The organism is Bacillus sp. DE0042, assembly GCF_007680225.1.
Lineage (GTDB): Bacteria > Bacillota > Bacilli > Bacillales > Bacillaceae_G > Bacillus_A > Bacillus_A wiedmannii.
The window spans coordinates 1,874,477-1,890,765 of record NZ_VEJP01000001.1 but is presented as its reverse complement, the minus strand read 5'-3'; the positions used below and the strand labels follow the sequence as shown (position 1 = coordinate 1,890,765).

General features: G+C 36.7%; 16 protein-coding genes. 10 read left to right on the top strand and 6 right to left on the bottom strand.

Annotated elements, in window-relative coordinates; all coding sequences use genetic code 11:
- Nucleotides 1-223: 223 nt before the first annotated feature.
- From FS802_RS09605 to FS802_RS09595, 3 genes are read left to right on the top strand one after another with little or no spacing between them, the layout of a single operon-like run.
- Nucleotides 224-1,021 carry an amino acid ABC transporter substrate-binding protein gene (locus tag FS802_RS09605; protein ID WP_000732850.1) on the top strand — a complete coding sequence of 266 codons (798 nt, stop codon included), beginning with the start codon at nt 224-226 and terminating at the stop codon, nt 1,019-1,021.
- Nucleotides 1,008-1,706 carry an amino acid ABC transporter permease gene (locus tag FS802_RS09600; protein ID WP_033657688.1) on the top strand — a complete coding sequence of 233 codons (699 nt, stop codon included), beginning with the start codon at nt 1,008-1,010 and terminating at the stop codon, nt 1,704-1,706. Before FS802_RS09605 ends, FS802_RS09600 begins: the two co-directional genes overlap by 14 nt.
- Nucleotides 1,707-1,734: 28 nt before the next feature.
- A complete protein-coding gene (locus tag FS802_RS09595; RefSeq protein ID WP_000623593.1) occupies nt 1,735-2,469 on the top strand; it encodes an amino acid ABC transporter ATP-binding protein in 735 nt (244 codons plus the stop codon).
- Nucleotides 2,470-2,520: 51 nt separating this feature from the next.
- Here FS802_RS09595 and sasP read toward each other — a convergent pair whose 3' ends face one another.
- A complete protein-coding gene (gene sasP, locus FS802_RS09590; RefSeq protein ID WP_000013349.1) occupies nt 2,521-2,724 on the bottom strand; it encodes a small acid-soluble spore protein, SasP family in 204 nt (67 codons plus the stop codon).
- Nucleotides 2,725-3,162: 438 nt separating this feature from the next.
- Between sasP and FS802_RS09585 the strand changes: the two genes are divergently transcribed.
- Nucleotides 3,163-3,408 carry a hypothetical protein gene (locus tag FS802_RS09585; protein ID WP_098654530.1) on the top strand — a complete coding sequence of 82 codons (246 nt, stop codon included), beginning with the start codon at nt 3,163-3,165 and terminating at the stop codon, nt 3,406-3,408.
- 16 nt (nt 3,409-3,424) lie between these two features.
- On the opposite strand, the gene FS802_RS09580 is transcribed toward FS802_RS09585, so the two are convergent.
- Entirely contained in the window at nt 3,425-4,885 is a 1,461-nt protein-coding gene (locus tag FS802_RS09580) for a YheC/YheD family endospore coat-associated protein (RefSeq protein ID WP_000658065.1), read from the bottom strand.
- 20 nt (nt 4,886-4,905) lie between these two features.
- On the bottom strand, nt 4,906-5,958 hold the full coding sequence (locus tag FS802_RS09575; RefSeq protein WP_098654531.1) for a YheC/YheD family protein: 1,053 nt from the start codon (nt 5,956-5,958) through the stop codon (nt 4,906-4,908).
- Nucleotides 5,959-6,092: 134 nt separating this feature from the next.
- Here FS802_RS09575 and FS802_RS09570 point away from each other — a divergent pair, with 134 nt between their 5' ends.
- Both FS802_RS09570 and FS802_RS09565 read left to right on the top strand, forming a co-directional pair.
- Nucleotides 6,093-7,229 carry a DUF445 domain-containing protein gene (locus tag FS802_RS09570; protein ID WP_141545963.1) on the top strand — a complete coding sequence of 379 codons (1,137 nt, stop codon included), beginning with the start codon at nt 6,093-6,095 and terminating at the stop codon, nt 7,227-7,229.
- Between the two features lie 142 nt (nt 7,230-7,371).
- On the top strand, nt 7,372-7,728 hold the full coding sequence (locus FS802_RS09565; protein WP_000164620.1) for a YlbF/YmcA family competence regulator: 357 nt from the start codon (nt 7,372-7,374) through the stop codon (nt 7,726-7,728).
- 41 nt (nt 7,729-7,769) lie between these two features.
- Here FS802_RS09565 and FS802_RS09560 read toward each other — a convergent pair whose 3' ends face one another.
- Nucleotides 7,770-8,366, bottom strand: a complete 597-nt coding sequence (locus FS802_RS09560; RefSeq protein ID WP_000760956.1) for an NDxxF motif lipoprotein — start codon at nt 8,364-8,366, stop codon at nt 7,770-7,772.
- A gap of 24 nt (nt 8,367-8,390) precedes the next feature.
- Complete coding sequence (locus FS802_RS09555; protein ID WP_001038632.1) at nt 8,391-8,948, bottom strand: DUF1700 domain-containing protein; 558 nt, start codon at nt 8,946-8,948, stop codon at nt 8,391-8,393.
- 401 nt (nt 8,949-9,349) lie between these two features.
- On the opposite strand from FS802_RS09555, the gene alsS reads away from it, so the two are divergent.
- Nucleotides 9,350-11,038 (top strand): acetolactate synthase AlsS, encoded by a 1,689-nt coding sequence (alsS, locus tag FS802_RS09550; RefSeq protein ID WP_098654535.1) that lies wholly within the window; start codon nt 9,350-9,352, stop codon nt 11,036-11,038.
- Nucleotides 11,039-11,054: 16 nt separating this feature from the next.
- Nucleotides 11,055-11,813: an alpha-acetolactate decarboxylase gene (alsD, locus tag FS802_RS09545; RefSeq protein WP_098654536.1), complete on the top strand. Its 759-nt coding sequence runs from the start codon at nt 11,055-11,057 to the stop codon at nt 11,811-11,813.
- Between the two features lie 62 nt (nt 11,814-11,875).
- Here alsD and FS802_RS09540 read toward each other — a convergent pair whose 3' ends face one another.
- On the bottom strand, nt 11,876-12,493 hold the full coding sequence (locus FS802_RS09540; RefSeq protein ID WP_001148819.1) for a DNA-3-methyladenine glycosylase: 618 nt from the start codon (nt 12,491-12,493) through the stop codon (nt 11,876-11,878).
- Between the two features lie 134 nt (nt 12,494-12,627).
- On the opposite strand from FS802_RS09540, the gene FS802_RS09535 reads away from it, so the two are divergent.
- Both FS802_RS09535 and FS802_RS09530 read left to right on the top strand, forming a co-directional pair.
- Complete coding sequence (locus FS802_RS09535) at nt 12,628-13,500, top strand: Cof-type HAD-IIB family hydrolase (protein ID WP_000640413.1); 873 nt, start codon at nt 12,628-12,630, stop codon at nt 13,498-13,500.
- A gap of 392 nt (nt 13,501-13,892) precedes the next feature.
- On the top strand, nt 13,893-16,289 hold a 2,397-nt coding region (locus FS802_RS09530), incomplete at its 3' end, for a SpaA isopeptide-forming pilin-related protein (protein ID WP_260989062.1).

Below are 16,289 nucleotides of genomic sequence, written 5' to 3'. Positions count from 1 at the left end.
TCGCGACAGTTAAATAAGAAGTATTGTTTTACCTTTTTCTTTATAAATGCTATATTAAAAAATGTTACTTATTTTTTGTATGTAGCGTTATTTTCCCCTTTTGTTTGATTATGAAGAAAAAGGATAAACTAAATAAGAACATTTTCATTGAAAAATTGTTCAAGATTGCATACAATCAATATAGTTTTTAAATTCCTATCAGAATACTTGGAGGATTACCATCATGAAAAAATTATTTTCAGTTCTTGCAGTAACTACTTTAGCGATCGGGATTGTAGCAGGCTGCGGCAAAGAAGAGAAAAAAGATACAGCTAGTCAAGATGCGTTACAAAAGATAAAACAAAGTGGTGAACTTGTAATTGGAACAGAAGGTACATATCCACCGTTCACATTCCACGATTCAAGTAATAAATTAACTGGATTTGACGTTGAATTAGCAGAAGAAGTTGCAAAACGTTTAGGAGTAAAACCTGTATTTAAAGAAACACAATGGGATAGCTTACTTGCTGGTCTAGATGCAAAACGTTTCGACATGGTTGCAAACGAAGTTGGTATTCGTGAAGATCGTCAAAAGAAATATGACTTCTCTAGCCCATATGTTTCATCTTCAGCGGTATTAGTTATTGCGAAGGATAAAGATAAACCTGCTACATTTGCTGATGTAAAAGGATTAAAAGCAGCACAATCTTTAACAAGTAACTATGCAGATATTGCTAAGAAAAATGGTGCAGAAATCACGAATGTAGAAGGCTTTAGCCAAGCTGCAGAATTATTAAACACTGGCCGTGTTGATTTCACAATTAATGATAAATTATCAGTGTTAAACTATTTAGAAACGAAAAAAGATGCAAAAATTAAAATTGTAGATACAGAAAAAGAAGCGTCACAAAGTGGATTCTTATTCCGTAAAGGTAGCGACAAGCTAGTACAAGAAGTAAATAAAGCGTTAGAAGATATGAAAAAAGATGGTACGTACGATAAAATAGCGAAAAAATGGTTCGGTGAAAATGTATCTAAGTAGTGCGCTGGTTTCAGATCGATTGTCTACTTGGATAGATATTATGCAGTCTTCCTTCATGCCTATGCTGAAGGAAGCTGTGTTTACGACAATTCCATTAACGCTTATTACATTTATTATCGGGATTATACTTGCGACGTTAACGGCGCTTGCACGTATTTCAGGTAGTCGTATTTTACAATGGATTGCTCGTATCTATGTATCTATCATTCGCGGAACGCCACTTCTTGTACAGTTATTTATTATTTTCTATGGTCTTCCAACTCTTAATATTGAAGTTGAGCCATATACAGCAGCAGTTATTGGATTTTCGTTAAATGTTGGTGCGTATGCATCTGAAATTATTCGTGCTTCTATCCTTTCAATCCCGAAAGGACAGTGGGAAGCAGCTTACACAATTGGGATGACATACCCGCAAGCATTAAAACGTGTTATTTTACCGCAGGCAACGCGAGTATCTATTCCGCCGCTTTCGAATACATTTATTAGTTTAGTGAAGGATACTTCATTAGCATCGTTAATTTTAGTAACAGAAATGTTCCGAAAAGCGCAGGAAATTGCGGCAATGAACTATGAGTTTTTAATTGTTTATTTCGAAGCAGGTCTAATTTATTGGGCAATTTGCTTCTTATTATCTATTGTGCAACAAATATTAGAAAAACGTTCAGAACGTTACACTCTAAAATAACCCTTTCATAAAAGGAGTTTTTGTTTTTATGATTTCAATTCAACATTTACAAAAAAGTTTCGGAGATAATACCGTACTAAAACATATAGATTTATCAGTTGAGAAGGGGGAAGTTGTTGTTATTATCGGGCCATCGGGATCTGGTAAAACGACATTCCTGCGTTGCCTCAACGTGTTAGAAACGCCGAACGCTGGTAATATTCGCATCGGTAATAAAGAGCTCGACTTCTCTCAAAAAGTATCGAAGAAAGATATTGTCAATCTTCGTACGCAAACAGGTATGGTATTCCAGCACCATAATCTATTTCCGCATTTAACAGCACTTCAAAATGTAATGGAAGGGCTCGTTACAGTGAAAAAGATGGGGAAAGAAGAAGCGAAGAAAAAAGCAAACTATTTCCTTGAAAAAGTTGGTCTTGCAGATAAAGTAGACTTATATCCGTTCCAATTATCAGGCGGACAACAACAGCGCGTTGGAATTGCTCGCGCGCTTGCGATGGAGCCGGAAGTATTACTATTTGATGAACCGACGTCAGCACTTGATCCTGAACTTGTTCAAGAAGTTCTGAAAGTAATGAAAGAACTTGCTAAAGAAGGCATGACGATGGTGATTGTAACGCACGAAATGCGTTTTGCACATCAAATTGCGAACCGCGTTATTTTCATGGATGGCGGTGTCGTTGTCGAACAAGGTACACCAGAAGATGTATTTACAAATCCAAAAGAAGAACGTACGAAAAAGTTTTTACAAATGTTGCAGTAAATGAAGGAAGGTCTCAAGGCATATGCCTTGAGACCTTTTTGCCATATATATTTATTTTTGGAATCCGCCAAGGCTTTGCTCAGCCATTGCAACTAGACGTTTTGTAATTTCTCCACCAACAGAACCGTTAGCGCGAGCCGTAGAATCTGCCCCTAATTGTACACCAAATTCTTGAGCGATTTCGTACTTCATTTGATCGATTGCAGCTGTTGCTCCTGGTACTACTAATTGATTGTAAGAACTTTGGTTTGCCATAGGAATATATCCTCCTTAGAGTTAGAAAAATTTTTTTTGGTTGGACTAGCTGGATTTGAACCAGATTATCGCCCCGTTTGGCGCTAATCCATCGGTAATTAAGTTTGTACTCATAGTATGGATGTTACCTAAAAAGATATACGAAATAATAATTTGTAAATTTTGTAAAAAAATCTTAGTGATTTCGTAAATTATGAAATAAGAGTAATCGTTGTATTTTTTAGAAAGAAGGCTAAACTAAGAGCGATATGAAATATGTTTTTCTTTTTGTATCCCGCTATTGTGGGGCAAATCATTAACTTCTTATTTATGACTTACTAAAATTAAATCGGTAGCAACTTTATAGTTCTATTTTAAGTAGGGGGACAGGACGCTCCTATGCACGGCTAGATGCTCTCTTCAATCTGCTTGTAAATGATAACGTATGGAGGAATCGTGATGGGAATTTGCCCGCTTTGCAACGCATTAGAATCACAAACATATTCTTGTCAAAATTGCCAAGGTATACTCCAAGATTATGGGAAAACTGTAGATTACATAGACGATTATAGTGCGTATATGGATCAAGAATTATTAAGTGCAGTAGATGGTTTAACACATAATAATTCACAAGAGTACTGCAATCATGTTTTTTATTGCGGGATGTGTAATGTGGAGACAGAGGTTGTAGTGAAACTTGTATAAATAGAAAACTTCCACCTTATGAATGAGGTGGAAGTTTTTGTTTTCGTATTTGTGAGTGAATCATAGGGGATGGGATATGTTCGGTGTTTGATGGAGTTCCGGATTTTATTTGAGCCATTTTTTCTTTTGCATCGCGCAAAGAATGTTCAGTTAAGTAGATGGCATATTCGTAAAATAATTGGCGCGTCAGTTCACTTTGTTCTTTTAACTTTTCATCTTGGAATACAGTTCGCCCAGGTTTAGAGTTTGCTTCAAAGAGCCACGGGTTTTCTTGCGTGTCTAAACCGATATCAAAACCAATCTCTCCAATATTTCCGGTTACTTGTTCATCGAGCGCGTAACTGATTTGTAAGGCTGTATGTTTTAATTTATTTTCAATTTGAACTTGTTTCGTTGAATCAGGAAAAAGTTCTTGCAGTAATTTTGTATCGCCACCGCTATTTACATGCGTTGTTAAGCTACCTTTGCCAGCAATTTTTGCAACGATTGCACTGACCATCCATTGGCCAAAATGATTTTTATTTGTATGAATGCGAAAATCAACAGGTTGCCCATCGAAGCGAAGTAAGGAAATACCTTGTTGTACGATAAACTTTTTTAAATCATGTCCTTTTAATACATGGTTCAGAAGCGTTTCTAATGATTGGTACTTTCTTAGTTTATTTTCTTCATTTTCGCGATAACGACAGTAGTAGCAATTCTCTGTTTGAGAGTAAAATATTTGATGAATGTTTCTCCCGAAGCTACCGTGTATCGGTTTCATGTAAACAGATTTATACGTGCCAAGAAAGCGTTCTACTTGTTCGAAATGTTGAAAAGCTTCCGTATTTGGTAATAAGGGAATAATGGATTCATCTTTCATAAGAAGTTGATGCACTTCCCATTTATTGAAAAACCCTGGGTTAAACCACGGAATGGAATAGTCATGCTCTAATTTTCTTTTTGCTCTTACGATCGGTTTATAATTTTCGGCTTTCCGATTTGGTAATCGATCATAAATGACATTCGGTAAAGGAACTTTTTTCTTAATCCATTGCCCTTCTTGAAAGAAATATCCTTCAATTGTTTCGTCTGCCCAGTTTATATGTTGCACACCAAAAACGAATACAAATGGTCGCAAGGTGAATGGCGGCGTTAGTAACTCGCTGAGAGAAGTTGAACGGTTTCCTAAAGGATTAGAAGAGTCATCGTTAAAACCAGTTGTGAAAATCCCGATTAACGGTCCGAAAATAATGGTTTCATTTTGCGTGAATGCATGGATAGTAGTGGAATGAGGAAGTAAAAGTTTCTCTGCAATTTGTTTTCCGATAATGATTTCGCGAGTAAAGGAATAATGAATTTTCACCTCTTCACTTGCAACATGGCGTACGCCGAAGGAAAGAGATGCGATTGGTGGTGTAATGGAAAAAATATAAGGTAAAGTAATACTATTTGGATGCTCATCTGAAATATTTAATGTATATATGTGCTCTTTCAAAATGGTGTTACCTCCTTTCATTATGGTGTGAAGCGACTAAACTTTAGTGGTCCGTGATATATTTTTTCGGCTAGTGCATCACTATGACGAATGTAATGTTCGTACGGGGGAATCGTGTTGACATACATAAGCCAAATTGCCCCTTTTTGATCCATAATGGTGGAAAGCTCTAGCTCGAATAACGAAGAATAAGATTCATCTAATGTTTGAAACACTTCATTTATAATGTCATGTAAAGCGTCCTGTAATAATTGTACACCGGTACTAGATAATACGTATTTAATTTTTGAAAACGAATGCAGCGAGGAATCATCCGTTGCCGAAAGTAAAAGTTGATTCGGAAATGAGCTTTTTTGTATAAATTGGCCGATAGCAGTCCACTTCTGTTCTTTATTTTTTTGCAAAATGGTTCGAATATGAAGCGGGTATGTTAATTGATTTGGTGGTTGCAGCATTGTATGGGTGATGTAACGTGCTGATCGTATGTTAGATTTGTACCAAGATATAAATTCATCTGTCCGTTTGATTGGAGTAGAAGTATGATAGTCATCATTTATCGTATCGATATGAAACGTTTTATTTTTATAAGCGATTCGGTACAGACTTTCATTGGAATGTGTGTTAGTAGGCCGTATAATAATATTTTTTGTTTTTAATAACAGTTTGAAAATGTTTTGTATCGTTGCTATTTCGAATTTTGGTATATAAGGAGATAATTTTTTATTCGTGAGAAATAAATCATGTAGTTCGCTCAAGTCAATGAGTGTGTTATTTAAAAAGGTAGTGGAAGCACGGTTGTGTAATGAATGAATAATTGATTTTGCTTTGTCGAAGTCTGTTTCCTCGTTAAAAGAAGAACGATCGTAAATATAAGAAGGAATAGGGAATATTTGCTCTTTCCATTTTCCTGTATCTGTATCATAAATCAGACCAGAGACAAGATCTGTTTTAGGATCAATACCAAATGGCGTAAACTGGGCAACGACATTATGATAAAACCGAGCGCGTTTAGCGATTTCGGTGTAATACATTTGCTCATAATGAGGGTGAGAAGTTAAAATACCGAGAACCAACGAAATCACTCCTTTATTAACAAAATGTTGGCATAAGAGGCGAAGCTATATATTGCAAATACGTTTTTATACCATTATACTTTTGTCCGTATGATGATATGCTATAGTTTTGGAGAAGCGAAAGGTTGATTGTAATGAATATGTGGTTAAGTATGTTAACGACGACAGGGCTCGGAGCGATTATTGGAGGATTCACAAATCATTTAGCGATAAAAATGTTATTTCGTCCTCATCGCCCTATTTATATTGGAAAGTTTCAAGTTCCATTTACACCAGGATTAATTCCGAAGCGCCGCGATGAACTTGCTGTTCAATTAGGAAAAATGGTTGTCGAACATTTGTTAACGCCAGAAGGAATCGGAAAGAAATTAACAAATGAAGAGTTTCAAAAAGGTTTAATTCAATGGACACAAGTAGAAGTGGATAAAGTAATTACGAATGAACAGTCGTTACGACAAATGTTAGAAAAATGGAATTTAGTACATGTAGAAAAAGAGGCGACCGAGAAAATCGAGCATGTAATTACAGAAAAAATAGAGGCATTTTTAGCAGAGTATTATACATATACATGGGAACAGGCTTTACCTCATTCTGTACATGAAAAAATAGAAAATACGATCCCAAATGTCTCGGGGTTTATTTTAGAGCGAGGAATTCGTTTTTTTGAAAGTGAGGAAGGAAAAGCTCGTCTTTCAAAAATGATTGATGATTTCTTTGCTTCTAGGGGAACGCTGCTTAACTTAGTCGGAATGTTTTTAGGAAATGTAAGTGTAGTGGATCGTGTGCAGCCAGAAGTTATTAAGTTTTTAGGGCAAGATGGCACAAAGCAACTTTTAACTGATGTACTGCAAAAAGAGTGGGAGAAGTTAAAAGGAAGAGATGTAAAAGAAGTAGAAACGTTTGTAGAAAAAGAAATGATTGTAAACTCCATATTGTCAGCAGTTAAAGTTGAAGAAACAGTGAGTAAGTTTTTAAATCAATCTGTGCAGCAAGTATGTGAGCCAGTTCGAGAAACAATTATTGAAAAGGTAGTCCCAAGTGCAGTAACGAAAGGCTTGAAGTGGGGAACAGAAAACGTAGCGAGTATATTAAACAATCTCCACCTTGCGGAAATTGTCCAGCAAGAAGTGTCTACGTTTTCAACAGAGAGACTAGAAGATTTAGTGCTGTCCATTACGAAAAATGAACTGAAAATGATTACGTATTTAGGAGCACTATTAGGCGGGATGATTGGGCTCTTGCAAGGACTGTTACTGTTGTTTCTTAGATAATAAGGTGAGTACATAGAAATAAAAGTGAAATTTCTTCACATCTCTTGCATAGTTTGATATGGTAAGAAGAGGTGCGTATGTAAATGCACTTAAAAGGCAGTGTGAGCGAAAAGCGCTAGCCTTCTAAAGGAGGAAAAATAAAATGACAAAAAACATTCATGATGTTGCATATGAATTACAAAAAGCAATCGCTGAAAACGAAGATTTCCAAACATTAAAAGCAAGCTACGCAGCAGTTCAAGGTGATGCGACTTCAAAGAACTTATTCGATGAGTTCCGTACAATGCAACTTGGCTTACAACAAAAAATGATGCAAGGTCAAGAAATCACTGAAGAAGATAACCAAAAAGCACAAGAAGTTGTAGCTCGCATTCAACAAGATGCTAAAATCACAAAGTTAATGGAAACTGAACAACGCCTAAACATCGTTATCACTGACGTTAACAAAATTATCATGCAGCCACTTGAAGAATTATATAACGCGCAACAACAAGCGTAATAGTGGAAGACGCTCCTGTATAGGGGCGTCTTTTTTGTTTGTTATTTGTTGAAATACTCAGTCTCAATCTTCTTTTCCTTCAAAAACTTTTCAATTTCTTTTTGCTTCCTACCATTAACTTGCTCAAAGCGTTTTGTAAAAGAAAAATCAGTTTTGAATAAGTTACCATCTTGCGCGAGTTTGTCGAATTCTCGCTCTAGTTCTACTGAAAGTGCCGTAGACGCTGAAATAAAATCATGAATTTCCTTCGAAGGCTGTTTGTAATCATCAGGGATCGTATTGTTACTAATAAAATCATGGAAATTCGCATCATTTTGTTTTGCTAAATCTACTAGTTGTTTTAATTTCTTTCGGTCGGATTCAGTGACATTCTCGTCAGACATAGATGATGAAAGTGGAACGATATTTTCGTCTAACTCCCCGCTATAATCTAAATACGTTTTTATATTTTGTTTCATTTCGTCTTCGTTAATCGTTTCATTCTTTTTTGAGGAAGTGAATATAGTTTCTGGAATTTTTATCGTTACATCTTTAATAGATTCTATATCGTTTTCTTCCGTAGGTTGTGCACTGTTTGAACAAGCTGATAGAAATAAAATTGTAAGTAACATGAGTAGATATAAAGTATACTTCTTCATTTTAATCTCCTTTTATATTCATTATTATCTTTGTAAAATAGCTATATTCCATTTCAAATATTTTACTAAAGTTGCGTATAGATGTTTTACCATTTGGTAACATATGACGGATATGAGTAAACCGCTGCAAAAAGCGATGAACACATTGTAAACATCGGAATAACTGATTTGATGAAACCCTTTAAAAAATCCTAACCCTATTAATAAAATAGGTGAGATGATTAATAATGGAGTGGCGATGATAAGTGCTAGAATAATCGGTAATAAAAAGAGTAATACGAAAAAGGCGATAATGATAAAGGTAAAGTTTAAAACACTTAAGCTCATAACAGAAAATAGTGCGGTTATCATATTTTTGAAGCTTCGTTTTTTGTCAGCATTGCTTATTGCATAGGAAACATTAAGTTCTTTCGCGATTGTTTTAGGGTTTCCTAGTTTTCTAGCAATTTCTTCTTCACATTTCCCATCCTGTTTACCACTGATAAAATGAGTTTCATACTCTGAAATAATATCTTTCTTTTCTACATTAGGCATATTCCGGAGGGAAGAATTAAGTTGTTCCAAAAATTCATTTTTGTTCATAACAATCACTTTCCTTTATAAAATGATGAATTACAGCTGAGAATCTTATCTTTTGAAAAGGGGGATACGAATCATAAAAACCATTCCAATTAATGGGCATTCCAATATTTACAAATATATCATTTGCTAGTGTTCTTTGCAAGGTACTGTGAAGTTTTTAATACTGTGATGAGATGAAAGTTTCTCTTACATTTTTAGATAAGTTATAAAAATATTATTTTAGGATAAACAAAGGGTTGTAAGCGTATTCCTTATTGTTTGTCAAAATACTGTCAAATTCATATTCTTGGAAAAATAATGCATTTGTACTATAATGATAAACGATACTTCACCACGTTAATTAACTAGGTGAAATTAAAAAATCTTTATTACACACATTATGAAATAAAGGAATGATTAGTTTGAGTACAGATGTAAAAGCAAACGACGTGAAGACAAAAACAAAAGGAGCAGATCTTGTTGTTGATTGTTTAATTAAACAAGGTGTTACACATGTTTTCGGTATTCCAGGAGCGAAGATTGACTCTGTATTTGATGTACTGCAAGAAAGAGGACCAGAGTTAATTGTTTGTCGTCATGAACAAAACGCAGCATTTATGGCAGCTGCTATTGGTAGATTAACAGGGAAACCGGGCGTATGTCTTGTAACTTCAGGACCAGGGACATCGAATTTAGCGACAGGTCTTGTTACTGCGAATGCGGAGAGTGATCCCGTTGTTGCTTTAGCTGGTGCAGTTCCACGTACGGATCGATTAAAACGTACGCATCAATCTATGGATAATGCTGCACTATTCGAACCAATCACAAAATATAGCGTAGAAGTAGAGCATCCTGATAATGTGCCAGAAGCATTAAGTAATGCATTCCGAAGTGCGACTTCCACAAATCCAGGAGCTACTTTAGTAAGTCTTCCGCAAGACGTTATGACAGCGGAAACGACTGTAGAGTCTATCGGTGCGCTTTCTAAGCCACAGCTTGGAATCGCTCCCACACATGAAATTACATATGTAGTAGAAAAAATAAAATCGGCGAAATTACCAGTTATTTTACTCGGTATGAGAGCGAGCACAAATGAAGTGACGAAAGCCGTTCGTGAATTAATTGCGGATACAGAACTTCCTGTCGTTGAAACATATCAAGCAGCTGGTGCAATTTCCCGTGAGTTAGAAGATCATTTCTTCGGCCGCGTTGGATTATTCCGTAACCAACCAGGTGATATTTTACTAGAAGAAGCAGACCTTGTTATTTCGATCGGTTATGACCCAATTGAGTATGATCCGAAATTCTGGAATAAACTTGGAGACAGAACGATTATCCATCTTGATGACCATCAAGCGGATATCGACCATGATTACCAACCAGAGCGCGAATTAATTGGTGATATCGCTTTAACTGTAAATAGCATCGCGGAGAAATTACCGAAACTTGTATTAAGTTCGAAATCAGAAGCAGTGTTAGAACGATTACGCGCGAAATTATCAGAACAAGCAGAAGTTCCAAACCGTGCTTCAGAAGGTGTTACGCATCCGCTGCAGGTGATTCGTACACTTCGTTCTTTAATTAGTGACGATACAACTGTGACATGTGACATCGGTTCACATTCTATTTGGATGGCAAGATGTTTCCGTTCTTATGAACCACGTAGATTATTATTTAGTAACGGTATGCAAACGTTAGGTGTTGCACTTCCTTGGGCAATTGCCGCTACTTTAGTTGAACCGGGCAAGAAAGTTGTTTCCGTGTCAGGTGATGGTGGTTTCTTATTCTCTTCGATGGAATTAGAAACAGCGGTACGTTTAAACGCACCGATCGTACATCTTGTATGGAGAGACGGTACGTATGATATGGTTGCGTTCCAACAAATGATGAAATATGGTAGAACATCCGCTACAGAGTTTGGCGATGTCGATCTTGTGAAATATGCAGAAAGTTTCGGTGCAATAGGTCTTCGTGTCAATACACCAGATGAATTAGAAGATGTATTGAAAACGGCATTAGAAGCAGACGGTCCGGTCATTATTGATATTCCAATTGACTACCGTGACAACATTAAATTAAGCGAAAAATTATTACCAAACCAATTAAACTAATGGAGGCATGATTGAGATGACTGTTGCACAATTAATTGATATTGATGCAAAAAGAACGAAAACGAGTAATGAAGTATATCAAACATCTACAATGCTTGCGCTATTAGATGGTATATATGATGGTGTGATTAGCTTTGAGGAATTGAAAGAACGTGGTGATTTCGGCATCGGCACATTTGATCAATTAGATGGTGAAATGATTGCATTTGATAACGGATTTTATCATTTACGTTCAGACGGTTCAGCAGAAAAAGTAGAACCGGAAGAAACAACACCGTTTGCGACTGTAACGTTTTTTGAAAAAGAAATGAGTTATAGAGTAGAGCGCCCGATGAATCGTGAAGAAGTGGAAGCTTTATTACATGAATTAATGCCAAGTAAAAACTTATTTTACGCTATTCGAATGGATGGTACGTTCCGTGAAGTAAGAACGAGAACTGTTCCAAGACAAGAAAAACCGTATATACCGCTCGTTGAAGTGACGAAATCTCAGCCAATCTTTTCATTTAAACATACAGAAGGTACGCTTGCTGGATTTTGGACACCAGATTACGCGCAAGGTATTGGTGTAGCTGGTTTCCACTTACATTACATTGACGATGTAAGAAGCGGAGGCGGACATGTTTTCGATTATGTTGTAGAAAACTGTACGATCCAAATTTGTCAAAAAGCTCATATGCATTTAGCACTTCCAGAAACAGCTGACTTTATGACGGCTGAATTATCAAGAGAAAACTTAGAGGATAATATTGCGACTGCGGAAGGCGCGGAGTAAAAGGGAGAGACTGTTCCATTGTGGAACAGTCTTCTTTTATTAATATTTCTTGTTGATATCGTTTATTTCTTTGAAACGAACGGATTCCCCTCGTAATAAAAACGCCACGGATAATGTACAGCTTCTTCTGCATAGTCGATGTTAATACGAGGTCCTGCTGTTATTTTATATTGTGATGATATGTGTTCTTCTTCTGGGACGAGTTCAATATGCAATGTGTCACTTTGTAAGGATACGCCTCGTTCTTCTAACGTAATTCCGAGGGCACGGCATAGTTTGCCAGGGCCATTCGTTAAATTTTTATACTGCGCTTTTGTAATGTCGGTTTTGTTGTATCGCGCAAATTCGATTTCTTCAATCCCGTCTACTGGCTCAAGGGCTCGAATGAGAACACCTTGTGGGGTGCCAACTGGCGCTGTAATGACGTTAAAACAATGATACATACCATAAATTAAATATACGTAAGCATGCCCCGGTGCGCCAAACATGACTTCTGTGCGACCTGTTCGTCTCCCGCCGTAACTATGTGCGGCCTTATCATCGGGACCCTTATATGCTTCTACTTCTACAATGATTCCGCTTCGTTTTATTCCATCTACAGTATGTACAAGTTTCTGTCCGAGTAATTTCTTTGCGACTTCTAACGTATCGCCTTCATAAAAGGAAGGTGGTGCTTGCATTGTACTATCTCCTTTACTGAGTGTATATGTATATAGTAAACCAAATTTTCAGTAGTAATTCTAACTCGTTCTATTTGCTACATTTATTTCATAAATTATGGATAGAGTACAACAGCGAAGAGGGGGAGTGCGACATGATTTATCGCTTACTAGCTCTTAATATAGATGGGACACTACTATACAACAACGGAAAAATTGCAAAAGGATTACGAGAAACAATTGAATTTGTGAAAAGAAAAGATGTATACGTTACATTATTTACGAGCCGTAATTTTCAGTCCGCTCATAAAGTTGCAAAGGCGTTGAAATTAGATTCTATCTTAGTGACACACGGTGGTGCTTTCGTTTCAGCAACGTTAGATAAGCCGTACGTTCAAAGAAGATTATCGGAAGAGAAGACGTTTAACATTGTGCAAGTATTAGAGCACTTCGATTGTAACGTCCGCATTTCTCATGAACGGTTTTCAATCGGAAATCGGGAGAGAAATACACCAAACTTAATTGCGCGTACTGTATTATCGAGTGCAGATCCGTTATTTTATCCGGTTCAATTTGTAGACTCGTTAGGTGATGCGCTTCGTGATCATCCAGTAGCTGCTCCGAAAATTGATGTGATTTTCCAAAGTAAAGGTGAAAAAGAACGAGGGCTAAATACATTACGAAAAGCATTCCAAGATATAGAGTATATTGATTGTGATTCAAAACGAATAGAAATTTTGCCGCAAAATGTATCAAAATTACGTGGATTACAATTGCTTGGAGAGCATTTAAATATTTCGCTAAACGAAATGGTTGCGATTGGGGATAGTTTAGAAGATCTAGAAGTAATTGAAAATGTAGGGCTCGGGGTAGCAATGGGGAATGCACCTGTAGAGTTAAAACAAGCAGCTGACTGGATTACACGTTCAAATAGTGAGAACGGTGTAGAGTATATGATTAAAGAACATTTCCGCAAGCAATTCCCGCTTCCGTTTTTGAAGAATCATAAAAATACACCGAAACGATGAAAGAAAAACGTAGCTTTTCAGCTACGTTTTTTATTAGTTTTATTCGAAAAATGAAAACGTTTTACCGGATAAATTGTGTCTGAAATTCATACAATTAACTTGAATCATTTAGAAAACTGTTGTAAAGTGGGTGATGTTGCCAAAATAGTTACACCACATGAAATATTCTTCAGGTTAATTTTATTGAGCTCCTATACGTAAAAATATTTCCGCATGATAGTTTAGTTCACGTAGTATTTCAAAAATGAATTGTAGTAATTTTACTAATTAGTTGTAGAGTGTCTTTGTTTTATTTAAATGGATTATTTTAAGTTAATGTGAGTAAGGCTTGGTACATATGAAATGTACTTCTTTTTGTAGCTTTAGGAAATTTAAAAGGGGGAATGAATTTTTTGAGGAAATCATTTAATCAAAAAATAAAAAAATTAAGTAGTAGTTTTATAGTCGTGTTACTAGTATGTATGAATTTTCTAATCCATTTACCATATAAAGCAGAGGCAGCTACACCAGAATTAAAAGGTTTAGGTGATGTATCTTATTACAATGCAATCATTTTTGGAGATCATAGTGCAACGAGTGCGGATATTGAGGGTGCGATGGCTATTCAAAAAAATATGAACGCATCAAGTTATACAGTCTTAGCGGCTGCAACAGGAGCACATAACTTAGCTGGAGCAACATGGGTAGAGGAAGGATATCCAGCATTATTACTAGGTGGTCAATTTACGAAAGCGGGAACAGGACAAGTAATTATTCAAGATGGAACAGTGGCGATGACAAAAGATGGTGACCCAGAAGGTGCAATGAAATCATCATATGACCGTATCTCTTATAAAGAGCAAGCGGAGATTGATGCTAAATTTAAAGAATTTAGAAAAGACGTTGATAGCGTAATTGAGGATGCGGGCCAATTACATACTGATAAACCAAAATCGGGTATGACCTTTGGGATCGGTGAAGATGTAAATAATCCTAATATTTATGTCTCTTCAGGCCAAACGGGAAAGAAAACATTTGATGTAACAGACGTTTTTCTTCCGAATGCAGATAATAAAGATTTTATTGTTATTTATTCAGATGCGGAAGAAGTGAGTTTTGGTGGCGGTGCAATTTTGTATGATACAAAAAACACTGGGATGGCTACAGACTTAATTAATACATCTCAAGCATATGATCCTAATTCATCTTTTACGGAGTTAGCTAGTAAAGTTATTTGGGTGTTTCCAAACGCTACAAAAATAACAACTAAAGGCTATGGTGTAGTAGGTAGTGTGTTTGCACCTAATGCAGTTGTAGATACAAAGGGTGGTTCAATTAACGGACAAGCCTTTGTTGGTGGATTACACCAAAGAGATGGCTTTGAGGTTCATAACTTTAAATTTAATTGGCCGAAATGGAATAAACCATCAGTTGAAAAAGTAACTGGTCAATTTGAAATTGTAAAAGTAGATGCAAGTGATGAAACAAAGTTATTACCAGGTGCAGAATTTGAAGTGTATAAAGATGGTAAACAAATAGATACATTACGAACAGATAAGACAGGTAAAGTAATCTCTAAGAAATTAGAACCAGGTAAATATACATTAAAAGAAACGAAAGCACCAGAGGGATATAAATTACTAAAAGAAGAAATTGAAGTTACTGTGGAAGAGAACAAAGTAGTACCGGTAATAGTTAAAAATGTGAAAGCGTTGGGAAGCTTACAGGTAGTCAAAAAAGATGCTGAGAGCAGAAACGTGCTAGAAGGCGCGGAATTTAGACTGAAAAACGAAAATGGTCAAATAGTTGGAGAGGCGAAAACAACAAATAAAGATGGTGTTGTTACATTCGAAAACTTAGTGCCAGGTAAGTATACGTTAGAAGAAACGAAAGCACCAGAAGGTTACAAAGCGATAGACGTTACAGTAGAAGTAAACGTTGTAGCAAATAAAGTAGCGAAAAAAGAAGTATTGAATGAAAAAGAACCAAGTAAAGGTCCAGAAAATCCAGGTGAAGAAACAGAAAAACCAGGTGAAGAAACAGAGAAACCGGGTGAAGAAACAGAAAAACCAGGTGGAGAAACAGAGAAGCCAGGTGAAGGAACAGAAAAACCGGGTGAAGAAACAGAAAAACCAGGTGGAGAAACAGAAAAGCCAGGTGAAGAAACAGAGAAACCGGGTGAAGAAACAGAAAAACCAGGTGGAGAAACAGAGAAGCCAGGTGAAGAAACAGAAAAACCAGGTGGAGAAACAGAGAAGCCAGGTGAAGAAACAGAGAAGCCAGGTGAGGAAACAGAAAAACCAGGTGAGGAAACAGAAAAACCAGGTGGAGAAACAGAGAAGCCAGGTGAAGAAACAGAAAAACCGGGTGGAGAAACAGAGAAGCCAGGTGAAGAAACAGAGAAGCCAGGTGAAGAAACAGAGAAGCCAGGTGAAGAAACAGAAAAACCAGGTGAGGAAACAGAGAAGCCAGGTGAGGAAACAGAAAAACCAGGTGGAGAAACAGAAAAGCCAGGTGAAGAAACAGAGAAGCCAGGTGAAGAAGCAGAAAAGCCAGGTGAAGAAACAGAGAAACCAGGTGAAGAAACAGAGAAGCCAGGTGAAGAAACAGAGAAACCGGGTGAAGAAACAGAGAAGCCAGGTGAAGAAACAGAGAAGCCAGGTGAAGAAACAGAGAAACCGGGTGAAGAAACAGAGAAGCCAGGTGGAGAAACAGAAACACCAGGTGGAGAGACAGAAACACCAGGTGGAGAGACAGAAACACCAGGTGGAGAGACAGAAACACCAGGTGGAGAGACAGAAACACCAGGT